The sequence below is a fragment of the Mycolicibacterium stellerae genome (genome assembly GCF_003719305.1).
GTDB lineage: Bacteria > Actinomycetota > Actinomycetes > Mycobacteriales > Mycobacteriaceae > Mycobacterium > Mycobacterium stellerae.
Genome location: NZ_RARC01000003.1, coordinates 103,723 through 126,323 on the forward strand (window position 1 = coordinate 103,723; position 22,601 = coordinate 126,323).

At 64.2% G+C, this 22,601-nt stretch carries 22 protein-coding genes and 1 pseudogene; 9 read left to right on the top strand and 14 right to left on the bottom strand.

Features of this window, described 5'->3' with window-relative positions:
* Positions 1–54: 54 nt before the first annotated feature.
* Both D6M19_RS05895 and D6M19_RS05900 read right to left on the bottom strand, forming a co-directional pair.
* Positions 55–999 carry a manganese catalase family protein gene (locus D6M19_RS05895; protein ID WP_123024256.1) on the bottom strand — a complete coding sequence of 315 codons (945 nt, stop codon included), beginning with the start codon at positions 997–999 and terminating at the stop codon, positions 55–57.
* 55 nt (positions 1,000–1,054) lie between these two features.
* Entirely contained in the window at positions 1,055–1,564 is a 510-nt protein-coding gene (locus D6M19_RS05900; RefSeq protein WP_123024257.1) for a DUF4383 domain-containing protein, read from the bottom strand.
* 224 nt (positions 1,565–1,788) lie between these two features.
* Between D6M19_RS05900 and D6M19_RS05905 the strand changes: the two genes are divergently transcribed.
* Positions 1,789–2,751: a ferritin-like domain-containing protein gene (locus tag D6M19_RS05905; protein WP_123024258.1), complete on the top strand. Its 963-nt coding sequence runs from the start codon at positions 1,789–1,791 to the stop codon at positions 2,749–2,751.
* 158 nt (positions 2,752–2,909) lie between these two features.
* Entirely contained in the window at positions 2,910–4,091 is a 1,182-nt protein-coding gene (locus D6M19_RS05910) for a zinc-dependent alcohol dehydrogenase (protein ID WP_123024488.1), read from the top strand.
* Between the two features lie 421 nt (positions 4,092–4,512).
* Here the strand turns inward: D6M19_RS05910 and D6M19_RS05915 are convergent.
* A pseudogene (locus D6M19_RS05915) lies at positions 4,513–5,370 on the bottom strand (alpha/beta fold hydrolase); the annotation flags it as partial.
* 119 nt (positions 5,371–5,489) lie between these two features.
* The gene (locus D6M19_RS34160; protein ID WP_164478336.1) at positions 5,490–5,654 is read right to left on the bottom strand and encodes a hypothetical protein; all 165 of its coding nucleotides are present in this window, start codon (positions 5,652–5,654) and stop codon (positions 5,490–5,492) included.
* Here D6M19_RS34160 and D6M19_RS05920 point away from each other — a divergent pair.
* Positions 5,617–6,405, top strand: coding sequence for a DUF998 domain-containing protein (locus D6M19_RS05920; protein ID WP_123024260.1), 789 nt, complete (start codon positions 5,617–5,619; stop codon positions 6,403–6,405). The two genes, D6M19_RS34160 and D6M19_RS05920, sit on opposite strands and share 38 nt — an antisense overlap.
* Before the next feature lie 40 nt (positions 6,406–6,445).
* Here D6M19_RS05920 and D6M19_RS05925 read toward each other — a convergent pair whose 3' ends face one another.
* The 6 genes from D6M19_RS05925 to D6M19_RS05950 all read right to left on the bottom strand — a co-directional run bounded on the left by D6M19_RS05925 (position 6,446) and on the right by D6M19_RS05950 (position 11,098).
* Positions 6,446–7,123: an IF2 family translation initiation factor gene (locus D6M19_RS05925; RefSeq protein WP_123024261.1), complete on the bottom strand. Its 678-nt coding sequence runs from the start codon at positions 7,121–7,123 to the stop codon at positions 6,446–6,448.
* Positions 7,124–7,148: 25 nt separating this feature from the next.
* A complete protein-coding gene (locus D6M19_RS05930) occupies positions 7,149–7,706 on the bottom strand; it encodes a CsbD family protein (protein ID WP_123024262.1) in 558 nt (185 codons plus the stop codon).
* A 225-nt stretch (positions 7,707–7,931) separates the two neighbouring features.
* Positions 7,932–8,714, bottom strand: coding sequence for a SigB/SigF/SigG family RNA polymerase sigma factor (locus D6M19_RS05935; RefSeq protein WP_123024489.1), 783 nt, complete (start codon positions 8,712–8,714; stop codon positions 7,932–7,934).
* A gap of 105 nt (positions 8,715–8,819) precedes the next feature.
* The gene (locus D6M19_RS05940; RefSeq protein ID WP_123024263.1) at positions 8,820–10,022 is read right to left on the bottom strand and encodes a SpoIIE family protein phosphatase; all 1,203 of its coding nucleotides are present in this window, start codon (positions 10,020–10,022) and stop codon (positions 8,820–8,822) included.
* Positions 10,019–10,813, bottom strand: a complete 795-nt coding sequence (locus tag D6M19_RS05945) for an alpha/beta fold hydrolase (protein ID WP_123024490.1) — start codon at positions 10,811–10,813, stop codon at positions 10,019–10,021. The genes D6M19_RS05940 and D6M19_RS05945 overlap by 4 nt, the downstream gene beginning before the upstream one ends.
* Before the next feature lie 21 nt (positions 10,814–10,834).
* Positions 10,835–11,098, bottom strand: a complete 264-nt coding sequence (locus D6M19_RS05950; protein WP_123024264.1) for a hypothetical protein — start codon at positions 11,096–11,098, stop codon at positions 10,835–10,837.
* A gap of 170 nt (positions 11,099–11,268) precedes the next feature.
* On the opposite strand from D6M19_RS05950, the gene D6M19_RS05955 reads away from it, so the two are divergent.
* Positions 11,269–12,639 carry an MFS transporter gene (locus D6M19_RS05955; protein ID WP_206428463.1) on the top strand — a complete coding sequence of 457 codons (1,371 nt, stop codon included), beginning with the start codon at positions 11,269–11,271 and terminating at the stop codon, positions 12,637–12,639.
* Positions 12,640–12,706: 67 nt separating this feature from the next.
* Entirely contained in the window at positions 12,707–14,053 is a 1,347-nt protein-coding gene (locus D6M19_RS05960; protein ID WP_123024266.1) for an APC family permease, read from the top strand.
* Between the two features lie 31 nt (positions 14,054–14,084).
* On the opposite strand, the gene D6M19_RS05965 is transcribed toward D6M19_RS05960, so the two are convergent.
* From D6M19_RS05965 to D6M19_RS05980, 4 genes are all read right to left on the bottom strand, one after another.
* Positions 14,085–16,418, bottom strand: coding sequence for an arylsulfatase (locus D6M19_RS05965; RefSeq protein ID WP_123024491.1), 2,334 nt, complete (start codon positions 16,416–16,418; stop codon positions 14,085–14,087).
* Between the two features lie 83 nt (positions 16,419–16,501).
* Positions 16,502–17,437: a R2-like ligand-binding oxidase gene (locus D6M19_RS05970; protein ID WP_123024267.1), complete on the bottom strand. Its 936-nt coding sequence runs from the start codon at positions 17,435–17,437 to the stop codon at positions 16,502–16,504.
* Positions 17,434–18,114 (bottom strand): TetR/AcrR family transcriptional regulator, encoded by a 681-nt coding sequence (locus D6M19_RS05975; protein WP_123024268.1) that lies wholly within the window; start codon positions 18,112–18,114, stop codon positions 17,434–17,436. The genes D6M19_RS05970 and D6M19_RS05975 overlap by 4 nt, the downstream gene beginning before the upstream one ends.
* A 73-nt stretch (positions 18,115–18,187) precedes the next feature.
* Positions 18,188–19,378 (bottom strand): thiolase family protein, encoded by a 1,191-nt coding sequence (locus D6M19_RS05980; protein ID WP_123024269.1) that lies wholly within the window; start codon positions 19,376–19,378, stop codon positions 18,188–18,190.
* A 95-nt stretch (positions 19,379–19,473) separates the two neighbouring features.
* On the opposite strand from D6M19_RS05980, the gene D6M19_RS05985 reads away from it, so the two are divergent.
* The 4 genes from D6M19_RS05985 to D6M19_RS06000 all read left to right on the top strand — a co-directional run bounded on the left by D6M19_RS05985 (position 19,474) and on the right by D6M19_RS06000 (position 22,547).
* Entirely contained in the window at positions 19,474–19,875 is a 402-nt protein-coding gene (locus tag D6M19_RS05985) for a Zn-ribbon domain-containing OB-fold protein (RefSeq protein ID WP_407665310.1), read from the top strand.
* Between the two features lie 194 nt (positions 19,876–20,069).
* The gene (locus D6M19_RS05990; RefSeq protein WP_234834738.1) at positions 20,070–20,864 is read left to right on the top strand and encodes an extracellular catalytic domain type 1 short-chain-length polyhydroxyalkanoate depolymerase; all 795 of its coding nucleotides are present in this window, start codon (positions 20,070–20,072) and stop codon (positions 20,862–20,864) included.
* Between the two features lie 39 nt (positions 20,865–20,903).
* On the top strand, positions 20,904–21,848 hold the full coding sequence (locus tag D6M19_RS05995) for a DUF808 domain-containing protein (protein WP_123024272.1): 945 nt from the start codon (positions 20,904–20,906) through the stop codon (positions 21,846–21,848).
* 15 nt (positions 21,849–21,863) lie between these two features.
* Entirely contained in the window at positions 21,864–22,547 is a 684-nt protein-coding gene (locus D6M19_RS06000; protein WP_123024273.1) for a PAS and ANTAR domain-containing protein, read from the top strand.
* Positions 22,548–22,601: the final 54 nt, after the last annotated feature.

The window sequence follows — 22,601 nt, forward strand, 5'->3', positions numbered from 1 at the left end:
GCTGCGGGCGACGGGCGGGCGACGTCATCGACGCCAGCCCACCCGTGCACGTGTTTACTTGGTCTTCGACCCGTTGTTGGCCGCGATCTCGACCTCGGCTGTCGCCTGGATGAGCGCCAACAGCTCCTTGTCCAGACCGGGCGCGAACTCTTCGCGCCGCTCCGGCGCGATCGTCATCGGAAACCCCTCGGGCATGACGGCGGTGCTGAGCTCGGTTCCGTCGTTCGACGGAGATGCACCTCGATACAGTTTCGCCGCCTGACTCTCGTCATCGGCGCTGAAGGTGAACTGAATACTCTGCAGGCCCTGGTCGAGAAGTTTCTTGACCTCGGGGAACTGCTCGGCGTTGGTCTTGGGGATCGGCAATGCGGCGCCCCAGTTGACTCCGAGGCTCTCCAAGGCCTTGGCGAACGCGTTCTCGTGAGCCTGGTCGCGAACGATCAGATACGCGATTGTGGACCGCGCGGTCTTGTTGTCGGTCATCTCGTAGATACGGCACTTCTGCAGCCGGCCTGTCGACTCCAACATGAGGTTGTAGAGGAGGTCGAGCACGAGGTTGCCGCTGTTGTAGACGTACGACCCGCTCCACGGGTTTCCGGCTGCGTCGACTGGGAGAGCGCCCTGCGCGCCGACCAGGTAGTGGTGAATGTTGCTGGTATCCAACGCGATCTTCAGGGGCGTCGCGCCGTTGGCGCCCGGCTTGTCGACCGCGTCGTTCTTCTTGCCCATGTATTCGGGAGAGCCGTCGAGCAGTCGCGAGATGGTCGTCCCGATCAATTCCACGTGGCTGATTTCTTCGGTGCCGACGCCCTGCAAGAGGTCCTTGTACGGCTTCGATGCCGCGTCACCCCGGAAGTTGATGCTCTGGAACAGATACTGCATCATCGTCCGCATTTCGCCGAACTGGCCACCAAGACCTTCTTGAAGTGCGTTGGCAGCGGCTGGATCTGGCTCGTCGACGACGATGTCATTGATGAGCTGTTGAGTATGTAGGTACATGATTCTCCTAAGTGATCGTGTGCACCTGCGACGGCGCACTTTGCTCTGTCCGCTGTCAGCGGACGACGCCGCCTGGTGTCTTGTGATCGGTGCCCACAGGCCTGCCGGTGTCATTGCGAGTACGCCCCAGCGTGGCGCCGAGAGCGATCATGGCGACCGCGAGTCCGAGGTGCAGCCAGTTGTCGGCATCGTTGACTGGAACGAAGTTGGCCGAACTGTCGTGGTCTATGACCAGGCCGTAGACGAACAGCGCCAGGTATACGGCGCCGCCACCGATGAGGTACGAGCGGGCACTGTTGAAGGTGCGGGCAACGACAACTCCCGCGACACCGAATGCCAGGTGCACAAGGTTGTGCAACACCGACACGTTGAAAATTCCCAGGAGGGCGGCATCGGAGTGATGGCCGGCGAACGTGAGCTGGTCGAAGTTCGAGGTGATGCCGGGAACGAATCCGAGCACCCCCACGAGTAGAAAGATCGCACCGACTGCCAGAGCGGCTTTTTGCACCGGCGTCGCGAACTTCGACGTCGCATCGGGGGTGTGAACAGGTGAAGACGCGGTCATTGAATCGCTTTCAATATGAGTTTTACCGAGGATTGCTCCGGGTCTGGAAGCTAACGGTCCCGCTTTGATACCCCTGCTATGGCCACGTAAACGTCGTTGTGGGGAACTGATTTTCGATCGACGATCTCGTCACAGATCGATTGCCCGTCGGTTGCTTGGGTACCCGATGACCACGGCGCTTTTGCGCCGACTCAATGACGTCAACGCCGAAGGGGCGAACCTTAATGACTATGAATGGCACCGGCACTCTGCTGGCGCAACTCCGTACCGTGCTCGACCTGACCAACACCGAGATCCAGGTCGCCGAGACACGGGTGGCTCAGGCCCGCACCGAAGCCGTCCGCCGCGAGCTGACTCAGAATGCCGCGAATGGCCGTGCCCGTGCAGAGTCCATCGAAAGCGCGATCCGCAATCTCGGCGGGCTTCCCGATGTCATCGGCCCGCTGCTGGGCCGTGCCGCCGCGGCGGTGAAAGCGATGACCGAGCAGGCGCAACCGTTTGGTGAGGCGCTTCTCGGAGACCTCGCGCTGGAGCACCAGCTCCTCGACCGGGCCCGTTACATCAAGGCCCTGGCAGTGGCGAATGGCAGTTCAGATATCGAGAAACTGGCCGATCGTCTCATCGTGGCGCATACCGCGACTGTCGAGTGGATCACCACCGTGCTGGCCGAGGACGCACTCGGTGGCCCTGCCGCGCTGCGACGCACCCCGATTCAGGCAGCGACCGGCGTAGCGGTGAAACTGGTGAACGTGCCCATGTCGTGGTCAGCGCGCGGGCTGGATCGCGCAGTGGAAACCGTGCGCGCCGCCCCGCCGGCTCTCGGTGAGCTGCTGAGCCGCGGCGCCCACGCAGGTGATGTCGCGACGAAGGCGCTGAGCGCGTCACGGGACGCCGCGCTGGCGACCGCGGAGCGGATCACCCGCCGCGAGGGCGCAGGCCAGGCAGCCGACGCGCTGCACTCGATGCGAAGCGCTGCCGGCGTGCTCGACGCCGCCGAGCTGCCGATCACCGACTACGACGCGTTGAACGTGTCCGAAGCGGTGGCCGAAATCCAGGACCTGGCCACTCCCGCCGACGTCCGCGCGATCCTGGCCTATGAGGAGGCGCACAAGAACCGGCATGGCGTCGTCTCCGCTGCCCAGACACGCGTCGCGGCAATCGCACAAGAGGTCGTCGGCATCGGCTGAGCGTAGGGCGCGCAGCCCAGTCACAACGTGAATATCCCCGCGGTCGATGCAGACCGCGGGGATATCGCTTTGTGGCGACGGATGACAAGCCGAAGGCTGTTTCCGGTCAAACCTTCGGGGTACTCGAGCCGTTCACCGATATGGAAGAGGACGTTGCGATGAAGGCAGTCACCTGGCACGGCAAACGGGACGTCCGCGTGGATACGGTCCCGGATCCGAAGGTGGAAGACCCGACCGACGCCATCGTCGAGGTGACGTCGACCAACATCTGCGGGTCCGACCTGCATCTCTACGAGACGCTTGGAGCCTTCATGAGCGAGGGCGACATCCTCGGCCACGAGCCGATGGGGATTGTGCGCGAGGTCGGTCCCTCGGTCTCCAATCTGGCGGTGGGCGACCGCGTGGTGATCCCATTTCAAATCTCCTGCGGCAGTTGCTATATGTGTAACGAGCAGCTCTTCACCCAATGTGAGACGACGCAGGTCCGTGAGCAGGGCATGGGTGCCGCGCTGTTCGGCTTCTCCGAGCTTTACGGCCAGGTTCCAGGCGGCCAGGCCGAACTGCTTCGCGTCCCACAGGCTCATTTCACCCACATCAAAGTCCCGGAGGGGCCACCGGACTCCCGCTTCGTCTACCTATCCGACGTCCTGCCGACGGCTTGGCAGGCGGTCGCGTATGCCGAGATTCCCGACGGGGGTTCGGTGACGGTGTTGGGGCTCGGGCCAATCGGCGACATGGCGGCGCGCATAGCAAAGCACAAGGGCTATCGCGTAATTGCCGTGGACAGAGTGCCTGAGCGGCTAGCCCGGGCCCAGGCCCGCGGCGTGGAAACGATCGATCTCGACCAGCACGGCGACGATCTCGGAGAAGTTGTTCGCGACATGACCGACGGACGTGGCACCGATTCGGTAATTGACGCGGTCGGGATGGAGGCACACGGTTCGCCTGTTACCAAGATGGTTCAACAGATAACTGGGCTTCTGCCGGACGCGGTCGCCAAACCCATGATGCAGAAAGCAGGCGTCGACCGCCTCGGCGCCTTGTACTCAGCGATCGACATCGTTCGCCGCGGCGGCACCATTTCGCTGATCGGCGTGTACGGCGGCATGGCCGACCCAATGCCGATGCTGACGTTGTTCGACAAGCAGATTCAGCTGCGGATGGGCCAGGCCAACGTGAAGAAGTGGGTCGACGACATCATGCCGCTGCTGACTGACGACGACCCGCTGGGTGTGGACTCCTTCGCGACGCACACGCTGCCGCTCGACGACGCGCCGCACGCCTACGACATCTTCCAGAAGAAGCGGGACGGCGCCGTCAAGATCATCTTGAAGCCGTAGCGCCAGGGAAAGGCTGACGCGATGATCTACCGGGAGAAGGGGTCGACTGGCAGTCACCGGCGGCCGACCCGGTGTTGTAAGCGCTGAACGCCCACTAACACATCGTTGACTCGTTTCCAGGGCCGTACCGTACCCGGACTGTGGTGTTCACAGCGCCCTTATCGTGACCATCCGTGCGGCCGCGCAACGCAAGCAGGTGCCCCCAACGCTCCAAGGTCTCGTCCATGTAGGGGGGTCGTCGCCCCGCCGCCAGCCCTACCAGCGCGCGGCCGAGATCATGTGCACTGAGCCCGGTTTCGCGAACCCCATCGACGAAATCTTCGAGCGCCTCGTCGCGCAAACATCCCCGCAACTCGGTGAGGACTCCGACCGCCACATCGACTTGCTTGTGAAATTGGATGTCATCGAACAGTGCGGACACTGGCGTTGCAGCGGCCATGTGGTCGCTACCTGCGATGAACTCCTCGATAGCCGATGCGAACTCGGCGGGGGCCTCAACGTGCGGGAAGTGGCCAACACCGGCGAGCACTTCAAGCCGACTACCCGGCCGCGCCGCTCGGACTCCGTAGGCGTGCTCGACGGGGATAATGCGATCGCTTTCACCCCAGACAACCAAGGTGGGAACCTCGGCCCGCAGGCGCAACCGGTTCAGCGCGCTGACCGATTGCCCGCGGTAATCGACCACTGACCTCAGCGTGCGCAGAAACGCCGCCCGGGTAGGTGAATCGGAGAGTGAGCTGTACGCCGCCCAGAACTGCTGCGCCGTCTGTGAGCCCAGCCCCGCCGTAGTCAGCCATGAGCGCACCCGATTCCCGATTCCGAGCACCACCCCCGGTGCGATGACCGGCAGCACGAACTCAGCTCCCGGTGCCGCCAGCAGCCGCAGGATCCAGCCCACGTCTGGTCCAAGCCCGCCGCTGCTCACCAGAATCAATCGTTGGCAATACTCGGGATGTTGGTACATGAACTGCATCGCCACCCCGCCGCCAAGCGAGTGGCCGACGATCGTGGCCCGGCTGATCCCCAGCTCGTCGAGCAGGTCACGCAAGCCGGCGGCAAAGGCGCCCAACGAATAGTCGGTACGCGGCTTGGCGGACTGCCCGTGTCCGAGCAGATCAGGGGCAACGACCCGATATCGCCGAGCCAACCGGGGCATCACCGCCTGCCAGGTATCCGAGCTGCCGGCCATACCGTGAATCAGCACCAATACCTCGCCGCTGCCCGCCTGTCGGTAGGCCAAGCGCTCACCGTGCATTTCGACATACTCGACGTCCGTCATCGTGGCCTTCCCATAGTGTGCATCGGTGAGTTGTTCCCCAGCGGCGGCATATAAACCAGTCCTCAAGGGGCCGTTTCTCACTTCGTGCCTTTGCCGTTGCTCGATTCCGACCGCTGAGGTCAATTCGTCGCGAGCACGGCGCAGTTCCGGGTGTCGGCGCCAAGTTCGTCCATCAGGTCGGCGAGGGTATCGGCGATCGCGTTGAGCTTGCGCTGGGTGGCGTTCTCGGTTCCGAAGTAATTTGGTGTGCACCCGGATACCCAGCCGTGGGCCTTTGAGACCATCACGGGACAGAAGGGAGTTCCGATCGACGACGTCGGCACGCCGGCCGCGCCACCGAAGCCCAGCCGAGGACGCGCGTGTGCGATAGCTGCAGGTGCTCTGTGGATTTCCGCCGGCGGCGCCTACTTCGTACTCGAAGCCATTGCGGCAGCACGCTTTCGCCCGTATTACAGCTACGCCCATGACTACATCAGCGATCTCGGGGTGACCACTCCCGGAATGCTTCACGGCCGCACGGTCGACTCACCGCTGGCGTACCTGATGAACACCGCCTTCTACGTGCAGGGGTCTTTCTTTCTGCTCGGAGCCCTGCTGGTCGCTTGCGCTGTTCGACCAACAAGGGCGGGACCGCTTGTCGGCTTTGCCGCCATGAACGCTGTCGGCAACATTGCGGTCGGCACCATTCACAGCGGACCGGCAGCGGAAGTGGCCGGCATCGCGTGGCTGCACGGTGCGGGCGCGGTGGCGGCAATAGCCGGAGGCAACCTGGCGATCCTGGCCGGATCGGCGGCCGTTCGAAAAACCGGTGCGGCACAGTGGTATTGCGCAGTATCCATCGGGCTCGCTGCTGTCGGCCTGTTGAGCTTCACGATGCTCGCTATCGACGTCAAGACTGCGGCCGGAGGCCCCCCGCTTCTCGGCGTGTGGGAGAGAGGCGGCGTCTATTCGATCATCGCGTGGCAGATGCTCACCGGCGGTCACTTGATATGCCGTCTGCCAGCTGGGCAGATGCGTGAGCCGGTCAACCCATGAGGATGACCGACTCACGGCAGTGATCGGGTAACTACCGCGATCAGTTCGTCTTCGCCCGCTCGGACTTGCGCTTCTGCTTTTCGGCATCGGCAAGCTCTTCGACCCGATCGGCCTGCGCGCGCTTGCGTGCCGCTTCGCCGCGCTTTGTTTGAGCATCGTCGAGTTTGGCCTTGGCTGCCTCGGTGGCGTTCTTCTCCGCCGCCCGAATCTTGGCTTCTTCCTGACGCTTTGCCGTCTGGGCGGCATTCTTGCGCTGTGTTGCGAAGTCGTCGGCCCGCTTCTTGGCCGCGGCGGCCCGCTTCTCGGCGGCGTCATCTGCCGCGCGTTTGCGCTCCGCGGCGGTGATCCGCGCGTCGATGGCTTCCTGCTCCGTTGCGTCGCGTGCATCTTTGATGTCGGACACAACGTCGTCGTGTGTGGCGTTCAGCTTGGCGTCCGCCTGCTCACGCTTCGCGGTCGCTTTCGCATCAAGCTTTGCGGCTCGGCTGAGGGCATCGCTGCGCTCAACGAGCGCCGTTCCTCGTTGCTTCAACTTCGGGTCGTCCAGCAGGTTGCCGATTGTCGCGTCGACGGTCCCCAGCGAGCGTTCGTAGAACAACCGCACCGGTGCCTCCGCATACAACCGGGCGGCCATCTGGTCCTCGATCAGCTGGAAGGGAATTCGAGCGATCTGGTACTGAAAGCGGAACACCGCGAACGGGATTTCTGCGAGTTTCATCAATTCTCCTATTTCTCGCCGGTGCTCAGGGCAGGTCGGCTTGTTTGGTCAAGGTCGCGGCCTGGCGTCTGATGCGGTCGGCCTCTTCTTTGGCACTTTCGGACACCTGAACCGCACTCTGATGTTCTGCGGCGGCATCAACAGCCTCTTCGGTCGCGGCGTCGATCTCTTGGCGCTCGGCTTCCTTCGCCTGCTGCACTTCGAGTTGCGCGTCGAGTTCAGCCCGCATCTTCGCCTGCTCAGCGGCCTGTTGCGCAGCTTGCTCCGCTGCCCGCTTCTGCGCGGCCTGGTCGTTGCGCACGTTGTACTCGGCGGCCCGTGTCTCGTCGTTCACCGCGGCCCGCTCTTGCGCGCCTTCCTCCCTGGCTTTCGAGACCTCGGCACGGGCCTGCTCCGCCTCGGCGTCGGCGAGGGCTTCGACGCTGTTGGCATCCTTGCGATCCCTGGCCTGGGTCTGCTCGAGCTGGCCTTCGGCAGTCAACGAGTCGTTGCCGGTGATAGCGCCGACAACTTCTTTCGCCTTGCCCTTCACCGAGTCGATCAAGCCTTTCCGTGCTTGACCGGCCTTGTCTTGCTCAGACATCTGAGCCTCCTAAAAATGACGTCAATCGACGGCTCCGACTTCGAGCGTGCGATGGCTTGAATGGATTGGTCCATGGCGATCAGAACGGTCTGCGGACCAGCTAGCTCTAGTCGTGAAGCACGGCCCGCCATGGGTAACTGGGTGGCTTCAACTCGCAGGCACCAATTACCCCACGCAGGACGGGCCAAACCTCGTGCCCGCCCGTGATCGCGAGTGTGTCCTGTCTCAGACCAGTTCCGGCGTACGTACTTGTCGCCGCAATGCGCCAAGGGACCGGGCCAGCAGACGTGACACGTGCATCTGCGAGATTCCGACTCGTTCAGCGATCTGCGTTTGCGTCATGTTCTCGAAGAATCGAAGCGTGAGTACCGTCCGCTCGCGTTCGGGCAGTGCAGCCAACAGAGGTCGAACCGTCGCGACGTCGAGCACCTTGTCGAGGTTGGCATCAAGATCACCGAAGGTATTGGTGACCGACCGTCCATCGTCATCGTCGCTTGCCCCTGCGGGGGCGTCGGAGGACAGAGTGGAGTAGGCGCTGGAGGCGATTTGCGCCTGCACAACCTCTTCCCGGTCGATTCCCAACTTGGCGGCGATTTCGCTGGCTGTCGGCGCCCGCCCCAACTCGTGGGACAGCTCCTCACGACACCTCTTGAGCTGCGCGTTGAGTTCCTTGAGCCGGCGCGGGACCTTGACCGACCATCCGTGGTCGCGGAAGTGTCGGCGCACTTCGCCCATGATGGTCGGCACGGCAAACGCTACGAACTCCGCACCGTTGTCGACATCGAACCGGTTCACCGCATTCATCAACCCCACCCGAGCCACCTGGACCAGGTCGTCGAGGGGTTCGCCGCGGTTCCTGAAGCGGCGCGCGATGTGGTCGGCCAGCGGCAGGCAACGTTCGACGATCTCATCCCGCTGCCGCAGGTAATGGATCGAACCCGCGTCGAGGGTGGCCAGACCACGGAACATGTCCGTGACGTCGGCATACTCGGAATTTGGCTTAGAGATCACAGGACAACTCCCATTTAGGGCCGACCAAAGGTGGACGGCTCGGAGCTGAACCTTGAGAAAGTGCTGCGAGCTTTCGGCAAACCTCGCGTACTCGACTCAAGACTACCCGTTATCGGCCGATTCCATACCTTGCGGCGATATGGTTCCCGCCGCCCGCGAAACGCCGATGGCCAGGACTGCCGCGTCATCCTGCACGCCGGAGCCGAGGCCGCCGAGCAAATGATGGACCGCATCGACGATGGCCGACGATGTGGTCGGAGAGTGTGTCTTCGCAAAGCGCAACAGCGCACCCTCATCGTCGTAGCGCTCATGGCCGATGCCCGTAGAGGCTTCTGTCAGCCCGTCTGTATAGAGCATCATCGTGTCGCCTGGACCGAGATGAAACCGGCTTGCGATGAATTGGGGGTCGGCGGTGATACCGACTGCCTGACCGCCGACCGTATCGACGTAGTAGGCGCCGCCATCGGCGTAGAACAGTAGGGGCGGCGGGTGGCCCCCACTGGCAAGCTCGACGTCAAAACCGTTGTCGCACTTCGTCATCTTGCCGTAGATCACAGTGCTGAAGCGATTGCGCACGTCGAGCACCTCTTGATTGATGACGGTGTTGAGGTTGTGCAGCACCTGCACCGGATCGTCGTCGAAAACGGCTGCGGCGCGCAGGGTGTACCGGATCAAGGCGGTCACCACCGCAGCATCGACGCCCTTGCCCGCGACATCGCCGAGGAAGAAGCCCCATGTGGTGCGCGACAGCGGGAAAAGATCGTAGAAGTCACCACCGACGTCGTCGTCCGACGCCGTAAAGAAGTAGTCCGCCGCGTCCAGACCATCCGGTGGGGAGAGCAGGGGAGGGAGCAGTGCCCGGCGCAAGGTTTCGGCGAACAGGCGGACCCGGCCTTGCTCCACCTCGGCCTGCTTGCGCGCCTGCAGTAACTCCACTTCGTACGCGCGGCGGTTTGCGGCGTCCACCACCGTGATCTGCAGACGTTCCGGCCTGTCATCGGAGTCGAGGTTGATGTTCGCGGTGAGGAACACCGGCAGCCTAGTCCCGTCGGCAGTGACGACATCGACGGTGACGCCGTTGAGATCGCGTCCCAAATTCAACAACGGCCCGAAATGCGTGTCGTAGAGAATGCGTCCGCCAACGGTCAACAGATCGCTGAACACTTTGCCGCACAGCGCATCCGGTTGATAGCCCAGCCATCTGGCCAGCGTGGCGTTCACGCGGATGATGCGTCCGTCCGGATGAGCGATGACGTGACCGCTCGGCGCGCTGTCCCAGAAGTCTTCGATGCCGCGATCGGTCACGGTGCCAGGGCGAAGGTCGAGATTGCCTCTGCGGTATCGGCCGCAGCGCTGACATGCGGACAATGACCGATCGCGTCCAACGTGATCAGCTCGCTGCCTGCGATGTGTGTGTGAACGTATGCACCGACCTCGCGAGGCGCGATCGCGTCCTGGCGGCACTCGATGACCAGCGTCGGCAGCGATATCCGGGACAGATCGCTGCGATTGTCGGAAAGAAAGGTGGCGCGGGCGAACACCCGAGCGTGCTCGGGATCGTTGCGGCAGAACGTGTCGGCCAATTCGTCCTGCAGGTCTGGCCGGTCCGGCGTGCCCATGATGACCGGCGCCATCGCGCGCGACCAGCCAAGGAAGTTCTGCTCGAGGGACTCCAGTAGGTCATCGATATCGGCCCTGGAGAAGCCGCCCCGGTAGTCGTCGTCATCGATGTAGCAGGGCGACGGCGTCAGCAGGACAAGCTTGGCGAACCGGCGCGGATCTTCGATCGTGGCCAGTGCCCCGATCATCGCCGATACCGAATGCCCGACGAATACGACGTCACGCAGATCCAACTCGTCGACGATCTCCAGTATGTCGGCTGCGTAACCGGACAGCGACGCGTACTTAGTCGGGTCCCATGCTCTCGGGTCAGACGACCCGGATCCGACCAGGTCGATGAGGACCAGCCGGAAGTCCGATTCCAGGCGGTCGGCGACGGGACGCCAGAGGTTCTGGTCACAGCCGAAACCGTGCACCAACAAGATCGTCGGGCCATCACCGACGATCTTGATGTTGTGCCTGGCGTAGACGTCCACCACCTGAGCTTAGGTCTCGGGTCAGGGCTGCTTGGAGTAGCGAAGTAAAAAGACGATGGACCAGAACACTCCGAGGGCCGCGATTGCGCCCCACCACAGCAGTGACAAGACCAGCCAGGGGCTCCAGTATCCGAGGCTGGAGAACGTTGCCGCGGCGAAGATCAGCCAGAAGATCTTCCACAACGCGAAGAAGGCGGCGATGCCGGTGAGGATTCCCATTACCAGGGCGCGCGTGCGGTCGACGCGGCTGACCGATTCTTGTACGCGGGTGATGATGGTGCTCATTGCTGGTTTCCTTGTCGTCATGCGTCGCCCGGGTTGGCGTCGTCATGGCGCAAGTACATCCAGTGCCTGCGGCTACCGATCCCAACAATTGTGGTCACCACAATTCTTCGCTGTGGCGATAGCCGTTCGGATCGACGGACACGAGAATGACACCGGCGGCAGGAGGCGAAATGAATAGTCCGGCACCGGTCACGGTGGCATCGTCGGTTTTGGAGCGGCTCCCGCTCAGTGGCTGGCACTGGCGGCTGGTGGTGCTGGTGGGCATTGGCACCTTCTTCGACCTCTACGAGGTGTTCCTCGGTGGCGTACTCGCACCGGTACTCGCCAAGGAGTTCGGGCTGGGCACGCTGGGCAAGTCCATGGTGATCGCTGCTGGTTTCGCCGGCATGTTCATCGGGGCCAACGTGCTCTCGATTGCCGCGGACCGGCTCGGGCGCCGTCGGGTGTTCATCCTCAATCTGCTTGTGTACTCGGTGTTCTCATTCGCCGCCGCCTTCTCGCCGAACATCGAGACATTCCTCGTGCTTCGCGTCATCGCCGGCATCGGGCTGGGCGCCGAGCTGGTGCTGGTGGACACCTACCTGGCCGAGTTCATGCCTGCCAAAAACCGCGGGCGGATGACGGCGTGGGCCTACACGATCGGCTTCCTCGGCGTGCCGCTCGCGGCCCTTCTCGGCGGCAAGTTGGTGGCGCGCCAGGAGTTCCTCGGTATCGACGGGTGGCGGTGGCTGCTGCTGTTCGGCGGGCTGGGCGCTGTCTTCATCATGGCCGTTCGCACGATGCTGCCCGAGTCGCCGCGTTGGCTGGAGAGTCGCGGTCGCCACGCCGAGGCCCGTGCGGTCGTCGAGTCGGTGACGGCGAAGGTCGCTGTTTCCGACCTGACCGTGCCCGAGACTGCGTCAGCCTCCGGCGACGAGGCGCGCAGTGTCGCCGAGGCGCTCGGGATCGCGTTCCGCGACTACCGCAAGCGCACCGTGATGCTGGTGATCTTCCAGGTACTGCAGACGGTGGCCTACTACGGGTTCGGCACCCTGGCGCCTCTCGTATTGGTGAGCAAGGGCTTCGAGGTGACCGAATCCCTTGGGTACGCGGCGCTGGCGTTCGCGGGCTACCCTCTTGGTTCACTCATTTCCGTCCCTCTGGTGGAACGGTTCGAGCGAAAGCACCTGATCATCGCGTCAGCGCTGGGAATCGCCGTGTGCGGCATCGTGTTTGCCGCATCGACGAACGTCGTGGTGATCGTCGTCGCCGGCTTCCTGCTCACCGCCGTGTCCAACATCTTCTCCAACGGCTTCCACATCTACCAGGCCGAGATCTTTCCGACCGCGATCCGCAGCACGGCCAGCGGTGTCTGCTATTCGCTGTCCCGCGCGACTTCGACCGTCATGCCATTCATCGCGGTACCCGCACTCGCCGCACTCGGGCCGGTGGCGGTGTTCTCCGGCTCGGCGGCCCTGATCGTGCTGCTGTGCCTCGACGTCGGCTTGCTCGGTCCTCGCAGCACCGGTCTCGCGCTGGAACAGGTCCAACAACAGCCGTAGCCAGTGCCCTGAATATTTCTTGGTATGCCTCTGTGTTCTCGGTCGGCTACTGGGTATCAGAACGGGCATGACATCTCCAGCGGAGACAACCACCAGCGAAGACATCGCGGGCGCCGACGGCAAGCTGAAGCGCAAGATCACCGGCCCGTTGCTCTTCCTTTTCATCCTTGGCGACGTGCTGGGCGCGGGCATCTATGCACTGATGGGGGTGCTGTCCGAGGATGTCGGTGGCGCGCTTTGGGCACCATTGCTCACGGCCCTTTTTCTCGCGTTGCTGACCGCTGGCTCCTACGCGGAACTGGTGACCAAATATCCGAAGGCAGGCGGCGCGGCCGTCTTCGCCGAACGCGCGTACCGGCAGCCCATGGTGTCCTTCCTCGTCGGGTTTTGCATGCTGGCCGCCGGAGTCACCAGCGCGGCCGGTTTGGCGCTGGCCTTCGCAGGCGACTACCTCGCCACCTTTGTCGACATCCCGACCATTCCGGCGGCAATCGGATTCCTGGCGCTGGTTGCGGGTCTCAACGCCCGCGGTATCAGCGAATCGGTGAAGAGCAACGTCGTGATGACCGTGATCGAACTCAGTGGCTTGCTGATTGTGGTTGTCGCGGTGTCGGTCATGGTCGGCCGCGGTGGCGGCGACGTCGGCCGCATCACCCAGTTCCCCGACGGTGCGACACCGGCCCTGGCGATTCTAGGCGGCGCCATCGTCGCCTACTACTCGTTCGTCGGCTTCGAGACTTCGGCGAACGTCGCCGAAGAGATCCGCAACCCGAGCAAGGTCTATCCCAGAGCGCTTTTCGGGGCCTTGATCACCGCCGGTGTGGTCTACGCGATGGTCGGCGTCGCCAGTGCGACGGCGCTTTCCTCGAGAGAGCTCGCCGAGTCGTCGGGCCCTCTGCTGTCGGTCGTCGCGGCGTCCGGCGTCGGGATTCCGGACTGGTTGTTCAGTGCCATCGCGCTTGTCGCCGTGGCCAACGGTGCACTGCTCACCATGATCATGGCGAGCAGGCTGACGTACGGCATGGCAGAGCACGGCCTGCTGCCCTCGGTGCTGGGGAAGGTGTTGTCGCAGCGACGGACGCCGTGGGTTGCCATCGTGGTGACAACAGCGGTGGCGGCGTTGCTCACCATGGCCGGCGACCTGTCCACGCTCGCAGAGACCGTGGTGCTTCTACTGTTGTTCGTTTTCATCTCGACGAATGTGGCCGTCCTCGTGCTCCGCCGCCACACGGTCGAGCATCAACACTTCCGGGTGTGGACCGCGGTGCCGGTGCTCGGGGTTGCATCCTGCGTGCTGCTGTTGACCCAACAGACCGCCAAGGTGTGGCTCTTCGCAGCGATCATGGTGGCCGTGGGGGCGCTCCTGTACCTGCTGGCGCGCAGAGCCAGGCGGCGGATCGATCAGCATGCGTGACTTCCTGCCGCGGTGCCAGGGACAAGGATCTTTACGTATAGGCGACGTGGACCCGGTCGATCTGCCCCTCAAATGGGAACGGTGCGCGCTCGCGGTAATCCAGCGAGACCGGTGAGCCGAGACACGTGCCGATGTCCAGGCAATCGTTCGCAGTGAACAACAGCGGCGCGCTGACGGGTACCTGTCCGGTGGCAACGGTCTGGTCACCGACGCGCAGCGTGATGTCGAGCGGCCCGGCGGGGCGCTGTTCGGCGTAGCGGGTGTCGACCGTGATCGTCGCCTTGCCGGAGGGCAGTTTCACGTCGGAACGGATCTTCGTGCGCATCAGGATGAACAGGTTGTACTCATAGCAGAGGTATCCGTCGTCGAGATAACACGTCAGCCCACCCGCGGCAGCGCCAAGCGCATACAGCACTCCGCTGGCGTTCTCGGGCAGGTCCGCATCGATGGTCACGGTGTTGTTCTTGTTGCCCAACGCAGGCGCGCAGAACTGCGGCATGCGGACGGTGTCCCCTGAGAAGTACCACTCCGTGTAGGGCGGGGCGATCCGCAGCTCGGGGTGATAGACCGGCACCCATAGCCCACCGCCGACCGGCAGCACGGAGTTGCGGGCCGCTTCGATCGCGAACATCTCCCTCATCTGGCCGAGCTTGTCGGGGTGTTCGGCGGCGAGATCTGTTGCCTGCGACCAGTCTTCGTCGAGGTGGTAGAGCTCCCACCGGTCATTGTCCGGCGTCCAGGTCGCGATCCCCTCGGGCTGACCTGGCACCCACGGAAGTCGGGGACCGCGTGCACTGGCCAGCCAGCCGTCGTGGTAGATCGCCCTGCTGCCCATGATCTCGAAGTACTGGGTCTTCTTTCCGCCGCCCGCCGACCGGTCGACGAGCGTGCGGGCGAAACTGGCACCGGCGAGGGGTATCTGCGGTGTGCCGTTGACGACAAGCGGCGGCTGAATCCCGATGATCTCGTAGATCGTCGGCACGATGTCATTGCAGTGCAGGAACACATCGCGGGGAGCGGCGTCGGCGACGATCTTCGCGGGCCATCTGACGGCCATCGGATTGCGCGTGCCGCCGAGATGCGACGCGAGCAGCTTCATACCCTTGTAGGGCGTACTGCCTGCCCACGCCCATGCGGCGTGGTATTGGTTGTCCACCAGCGGCGAGCCGAGCACGTCGAGCCCACCCAGTTGATCGAGCGCGTCGATGTGCTGACGGACGGTGGTGGGAATCCCGTTCTGCGCAAGCAGTTCTGCGATAGTGCCGTTCTGGCCTTCGCCGGATGAGCCGTTGTCGCCCCACACGTAGAAGAACAGCGTGTTCTCGGTGTAGCCCAACGCGTCCAGTTCGTCGGCGACGCGCCCGACCTGGACGTCGACGTGCTCGGCGTAGCCGGCGGCCACTTCCATGAGGCGCCGCTGAAATGGCTTTTCGTCGTCGGGGATGCTGTCCCACGACGCCAGTGTCTCGTCGCGATCTGTCAGCTCGCAGTCCTGCGGGATCCAGCCCTTGTCCTTCGCCCGCGCGAAGACCCGTTCGCGGTAGGCGTCCCAGCCGTCGTCGAATTTGCCTGCGTACTTGTCTGCCCACTCCTTCATGATGTGGTGCGGGCCGTGCAGGCACCCGCTGGCCCAGTACATGAAGAAGGGCTTGTCGGCATTGAACGCCTTGTGTCGACGTAGCCAGCCGATCGCGTCGTCGGCGAGATCCTCGGAGAGGTGATACCCCTCTTCTGGCGTCTTGGGCGGCGCGACGACCGTCGTGTTACGCACCAGATGCGGTTCGTACTGCGAGGCCTCACCGGCGAGAAAGCCGTAAAAATATTCGAAACCGAGTCCAGTGGGCCAGTTTTCGAAGGGGCCGGCCGCAGTGGTCTCCTCGGCCGGGGTGTTGTGCCACTTGCCGAACGCGGATGTCGCGTAACCGTACTGCTTGAGCACCTCCGCGACAGTCGCGCTGCTGCGCGGAATCTTCCCCGCGTATCCGTCCCAGTCGTTGGCCAACTCGGCAATCTGGCCGTTTCCGATCTCGTGGTGGTTGCGTCCGGTCAGCAATGAAGCGCGGGTGGGGGAGCACATCGCGGTGGTGTGGAATCTGTTGTAGGACACGCCGTCTGTGCAAACGCGGTCCATAGTGTCGGTGCGCACCTCACCGCCGAACGTGGTTGGCAGCCCCGGTCCGGCGTCGTCGATCAGCACAATGACAATGTTGGGTGCGTCGTCGGGCAGTCTGCGCGGAACGACCCGTTGCGCATAAGTGGATTCCTGAAGTGTGCGCCCTGCGATACTCGCAGACGGCGTGGGTGCGAACGGTAACGTGTCGCCGCCGGTCAATTTCGGTGCCACCACGTCACTGTCGTTGGCCACGAGCACCCGTCTCCCTTCATCGCCCCCTCCCGCCGCCACTGTAGAGGCGGGGCAGGATCGCTGAGGGTATATCAACCGATGCGCTAGACGGACGCCAGTGCCTTGGCATCCTCGTCTGCGAAGGTGTCCTCGAGGTGCAGCGGCGAGTAGTCGATGTCGATCTCTTCCAGGGGACGGCCTCTGGCGCTGCCGATCGTGCCGAATCGCCGCATCCCCTTTTCGGTGGCGTACTGCGACATCTCTTCCATCGTCAGGCCGAACGGAACATCGGGGTACAGCCCGAAGCCGTCGTCGCTGTTGCGCAGCGCCAGGGGAATGAGCTCGTTCATCCGTGCCTCGAACACCGACCAGTTGGCGTCGTCGGCAGCGACGTGGCGCCGGCAGGTGAATGTGCCCCACGCCATGTGACGCCGTTCGTCGTCACCGATGCGGCGAACGATCTCCTGCATCCCGGGGAGAATCCCGCGGTCCAAGCAAATCCGGTGCCACGCATAGTATCCCGTCAGCGCCATCATGCCCTCGATGATGTGGTTGTAGGTCACCGATGCACGCACCTGCGCGGCAGGCGAGGCATCCGACGACAACGCATCGAGCGAACTCGGGAGCTCCTCGTAGAACATCTGCCGGTATGCAGGCAGATCGTCGAGGTAATGATGCAGGTCTTCGGTCAGCCCGACGGCGTCGAGCCACAGCCGGAACACCTGCGTGTGCTTGGCCTCTTCGAAAGCGAACTGCGTCAGGTACATCTCGTCGGCGAGGCGTCCCTCGGCGCGCATGGCCGCCATGAACGGCTGGATGTCCTGGGTGACGGCTTCCTCGCCGGCGATGAATTGCGCGCAAAGCCGCGCGGCATAGTCGCGCTCGAGTTCGGTGAGTGACTCCCAGTCCTCGCGGTCGCGCGAGAAGTCGATGTCTGCGGGATTCCAGAACTTCGCGTTGCCGCCTGCGAACAGCTTCATCGGCAGGCTGGCCCAGTTGAGGCCGCCTGCGTCGAGCGTGGCCGAGTTCTTCCGTGTCATCCTTTGACCTCCTTGGTCGTCAACTGAGCTGGGCGGTTGGACGCGAATGCGTCCGAAAGGACCGCGACGAGCCTGCGCACTGCGAGTGCGGGCTGCTCGGGGGTGGGGTCGTCGAGCCCGAGGATGGGATCGATCCCGCGCACGTATGGGGCCAACGCCATATGCGGAAAAATCATCAGCAGCAGTGACAACAACGCGTCGGTATCACAATCCGCGCGTAGGTCGCCGCGAACGTGTGCATCGTGAACCAGCGGTCGCAGGACCTCCAGGTAGTGGCGATGGATGACGGTCCGCACGCTGACGCGGGCATCGGTGTCGACTTCCAAGGTCGCCGCACCGTGTAGTGCGCGGTCGCGCGGATGATCGGCGAAGTACACCACCCAGGTGTCGAGGAGGTCGGTGAGGAACTCGAAGAACGGCCTGCTCGGGTCGAGCTCGCGGATGCGGTCCTCCATGTAGGAGCGCACACGCTGGCTGCCGACGTCGGCGATGTAGGCGAAGAGGTCACGCTTGTCGGCGAAGTACTGGAAAAGGCTGCCCTTGGCGACTCCGGCCCGTTTCGCGATGACGTTGAGGCTGCCCCGGGAGAAGCCGTGCGCCCCGAACTCGGCCTCCGCGGCTTCGGTCACGGCGGCCCGACGGCTCGGATCCACGCGAGCCCATGTCACCGTCGGCATCGTGACCTCCCAGGGTACTATGACCACTGGTCATAGTACTGTGAGCCACGTCACCGTCAAGGGTGAATCGGCGTCAGGACGACAGCAGCATGCACCCCGCGATCGGGCCGCCGCCCGCTGCCGCGATCGCGACTTCGGGCCGCTTCGTCAGCTGCCGTTCGCCGGCCTGGCCGCGTAATTGCAGGCACGCTTCGTGCAACAGCCAGTAGCCGTGCATCCGGCCCGCGGACAGTTGGCCGCCGTAGGTGTTCAGCGGCAGCGCGCCGTCCAGCGCTATGCGCGTGGCCCCGTCCACGAACGGGCCCGCCTCACCGTCTGCGCAGAAACCCAACGCCTCCAACCACGCGAACGTCAGAAACGTGAACCCGTCGTAGAGTTCGGCGACGTTCACGTCCGCCGGTGTCAGATCCGTCCGTGACCACATCTCGGCGGCGGCCTCCACCGAAGCCATCTTCGGGAAGTCGTCCCGGTGAAACCAACCGCCCGAACCGTATGTTCCTCCGACCGCCTCCACCGCTACCGCCCTGTTCGGGCAGTCGGCCGCATAGTCGGCGTGCGAGACCACCATCGCGATGGACCCGTCTATCGGAATGTCGCAGTCGAAGAGCCCAAACGGCGTCGACACCGGACGCGACGACAGATAGTCGTCCATCGTCATCGGCTCTTGGAACGCCGCGCGCGGGTTGAGCCCGGCGTTGCGTCTGCTGTTGATCGCCAGCCAGCCCAGCTGCTCCTTCGTCGTCCCGTACAGCTCCATGTGCCGCCTGCAGTGCATGGCCAGCCAGTTCGCCGCCGAGTAGGAGTGGGCGGCCACCAGCTCGTCGATGTCTTCGAATGGCTTGAGCTTCCTTCGTGTGCCGGGGGCGCGCGGCTCGACTGGCGGCGATGCCAGCGGATTGAGCATCGGCGATGCCTCCTGGTTCATCGAGCCGCCGAGCATCGCGACGGTCCGATAAACCAGCACGTGCCGCGCTCGCTTCTCCGACACCGCAAGGCACGCCGACATAACAGGAATCAGCACGCCGCCGGTGCTGAACCCGAAGCCGATCTCGGTGGCCTGAATGCCAAGCGCCTCAACGACTTCGGCCACCGGGGTATCGCCGAACGTCGAGATCCCGTCGATGTCCGCCTGCGTCAGCCCGGCGTCGTCGATCGCTGCGCGCACAGCCTCGGCCGTCAGCTCGGCGCCGGGGATGCCGGTGCGGCGGCCGATCCGCGAAATACCGACGCCGCTGATGATCGCGTCCTTCTCGAAGTGGCTCATCGCGCTCCCCGAATGTCTATTTTTGTAATGACAGTGCCTCGGACTGTACTTTCCTAGTCATGGCAGACGACGCCCCGGCCGCGATACCGGCCCGGATGCTGCCCACGCTGACCGAGCACAATCGGGCGTTCTGGACCGGAGGCGGCGACGGGCATTTGTTGATCCCGTGGTGTCCGCAGTGCCGCCTGTGGGTGCTGCCACCTGGCGCGGGGTGCCCCGACTGCGGGGGTGTGCTGGACGCGCGGCCTGTCTCGGGACGCGGCACCGTGTTCACCTACACGGTCAACCACCAGCCATTCGTGCCGACCGTGCCCGTTCCCTACGTGATCGCGATTGTGCAACTGGATGAGCAGTCAGACTTGCGCATCGCCGCGAATATCGTTGGCTGCGAACCGGACTCGGTTTCGATCGGCCTACCCGTCGAGGTTCGCTTCGAACGCCACGACGTCGACGATGACGCCGTCTTCGTCCCGGTGTTCACACCGCGATCGGCATAGGGGCACTTCGACATCTGGGTTCCCTTGGCGTACACAGGAAACAGCGAGTAAGCGTCAGGGGGAGTTGTATGCGATTGGTAGCGTCCGGGTGCGGTGTTGGGCATCTGCAGTTCATTTGCGCGCCAGCTTCACTGCCGAGACTGACGCGCGTGCCAACCGGATTTCTGCGCTTGATGGCAGTCGTCACCGTGCTGATGTGTTGCGGCGTGTACGGCGGGGCGCGCGCATCGGCGAGTGTGCTTCCGTTCGGGGGGCTGGACCGCACTTATCTGCTGCATGTGCCTGCCGGCCTCGATCATCCGAACGGACTGGTGATCAACCTGCACGGTGCGGGGGAGACGGGCGGCTCGCAGGCGTCGTTGACGAACTACAACGCCGTCGCCGACCAGCACGGGTTCGCGGTGGTATACCCGGACGGGATCGACTTCAGCTGGGCCGACGGTCGCGGCGCGTCGGTGCCCGACCGTGAGGGCGTCGACGACGTGGGCTTCCTGGTGTCGCTTGCCGATCGGCTCACCAAGGACCTCAACATCGAGCCAGGCAAGGTCTTCGCGACGGGCCTGTCGGCGGGGGCGTTCATGGCGATGCGGCTGGCGTGCCAGCGCGCCGACGTGGTCGCCGCAATTGCGCCGGTCGCCGGGTCCCTGGGTTCGGCGGTTCCGTGCGCCCCGTCGCGACCGGTGTCGGTCTTCGCGACCAACGGTGCTTCCGATCCCGTCGTGCCCTATTACGGCGGCGGGATGGTCGGTCGCGGCGGTCCCAGCGATATCGTGGCGCTGCCCGCGATGGCTGATCGTTGGCGTGACCTCGATGACTGCCCCGCCCTGCCCGTCGAAGACGCAGTCAGCGCCGAGGTGCACCGGTTCACGGCGACGGGCTGCGCCGATGGCACCGAAGTCGTCTTCGTCCGGGTCAACGGCGGCGGCCACGAGTGGTTCGGCGGTGCATCGCAGGCGAGCGCGCAGTTCTTCGCCACCCACGCCAGGTGAGCTCGTCGCGGTAACCTGCAACGCAATGACGGAGACGCGATGAGTGCCGGCCTGTTCGGGCTCCTTGACGACGTAGCCGCGATTGCGCGGATGGCGGCCGCCTCGGTCGATGACATCGGCGCCGCGGCGGGACGCGCGACGGCCAAAGCCGCCGGGGTGGTGATCGACGACACCGCCGTGACCCCGCAGTACGTCCACGGCATCGCCGCCGAGCGCGAGCTGCCGATCATCAAGCGGATCGCCATCGGGTCTTTGCGCAACAAGCTGTTGTTCATCCTTCCTGCGGCATTGCTGCTCAGCCAGTTCGTGCCGTGGCTGCTGACCCCGATCCTGATGCTCGGTGCGACCTACCTCTGCTACGAGGGCGCCGAGAAGGTATGGAGCCGCATCACCGGGCATGACGCCCACGCCGCGCCGGTCGCCGAGAAGGGCGAGGACGCCGAGAAATACATGGTGACCGGGGCCATCCGGACGGATTTCATCCTGTCGGCCGAGATCATGGTGATCGCCCTCAACGAGGTGGCCGACCAGCCGTTCCTGCCGCGGTTGATCATCCTGGTCGTCGTCGCGTTGGTGATCACCGCGGCGGTGTACGGCGTCGTCGCAGGCATCGTGAAGATGGACGACGTCGGGCTGAGTCTGACCCAGCGCTCGTCGGCGTTCGCGCAGCGGCTGGGCCTCGGCCTTGTGCGCGGGATGCCCCATCTGTTGTCGGCACTCTCGACGATCGGGACGGCGGCGATGCTCTGGGTCGGTGGCCACATCCTGCTCGTCGGGACCGACGAACTCGGCTGGCATGCCCCCTACGGTGTCGTTCACCACTGGGAGGAAGCCGTTCATCACGTCGGCGGCGTCGGGGGGGTGCTGGCCTGGCTGATCAACACCGCGGCCTCGGCGGTGATCGGCCTGGCCGTCGGAGCCGTCGTCGTCGCGATCATGCATCTGGCCCAGCGCGTCAAAGGACGCTCGCGGCAACCGTCCTGATGGAACAATTGTGGCATGACGACGCCGTATCCCGCCCGCCGTGCCGAAGGCGAGCTGTCGGCCACCGAGGTCCCGCACCTGAATGTGGGCGGCTTCCGCTTCTGGTTCGTCGGGCAACGATGGGAGTGGTCCGACGAGGTGGCAAGGATGCACGGTTACGAACCCGGCTCCGTCGTGCCCACCACCGAATTGCTCCTGTCGCATAAGCATCCCGACGACCGTCAGCACGTTCAGGACCAGCTCGACCACCTGCTGCATTTCGGCGGGTCGTTCTCCAGCCGTCACCGCTTCATCGACACCGCGGGCCGCGAACACGCCGTCATCGTGCTGGCCGACCGGATGCTTGACAGCAACGGCGCGGTGGTGGGCAGCGAGGGCTACTACGTCGACTTGACCGACACCTTCCATCAGGCTCGCAGGCAGGCGCTGGACGACTCGCTGCCCGAGCTGTTCGAGGCGCGCGCGGCGATCGAACAGGCGAAAGGCGCGTTGATGCTCGTCTACCGCATCGATGCCGATGCGGCGTTCGAGATCTTGCTGTGGCGTTCGCAGCAGACCAACACGAAACTGCGGGCGCTGGCTTCGCAAGTCGTCGCCGAACTCGACACTCTTCGGTATCAGCCGGAGAGTTTACGGCGGGAGTTCGATCATTTGCTGCTGACGGTGCACGACCGCGTCGGCGCTACTCGCGACGGATAACGTCACCGGATTTCGTAGCCGAGGCCACGCCAACCTGCAGATTTCGTCCCCACT